This is a genomic window from Soonwooa sp. T0.1_25, assembly GCF_057652215.1.
In genome coordinates this window covers 1-265 of record NZ_JBYFBZ010000089.1, presented here as the reverse complement: position 1 = coordinate 265, position 265 = coordinate 1, and the positions used below count along the sequence as shown (strand labels likewise).

Annotated in this window: 1 pseudogene; it reads right to left on the bottom strand. The window is 34.0% G+C overall.

The annotated features are described in order from the left end of the window. Positions 1–21: 21 nt before the first annotated feature. Positions 22–258 (bottom strand): annotated as a pseudogene (locus AC23MB_RS14455) (alanine--tRNA ligase-related protein); the annotation flags it as partial. Positions 259–265 lie beyond the last annotated feature (7 nt).

The following is a 265-nucleotide window of genomic DNA, read 5'->3' as shown; positions in this document are numbered from 1 at the left end:
CTGATGGTCTTTGTTTACCTATTCAAGTCCATTAATTTTTGCTATTTCTTCAGCACTTCTCAAATATACATTTATTTCCGAACATGGTCCACAAGGTCCTCTTGCGCCCATATCCCATAAATTATCTTTTTTGTTTCCGTTGATAATGCTGCTTTCATCATTATGAGCTTTACAAAAATCATATGCTTCGGTATCTCTATCCAATTTTTCGGTAGAATCGCCTTCATAAATAGTTACGTTAAGATTTTCCTTTGGAATTCCTTAT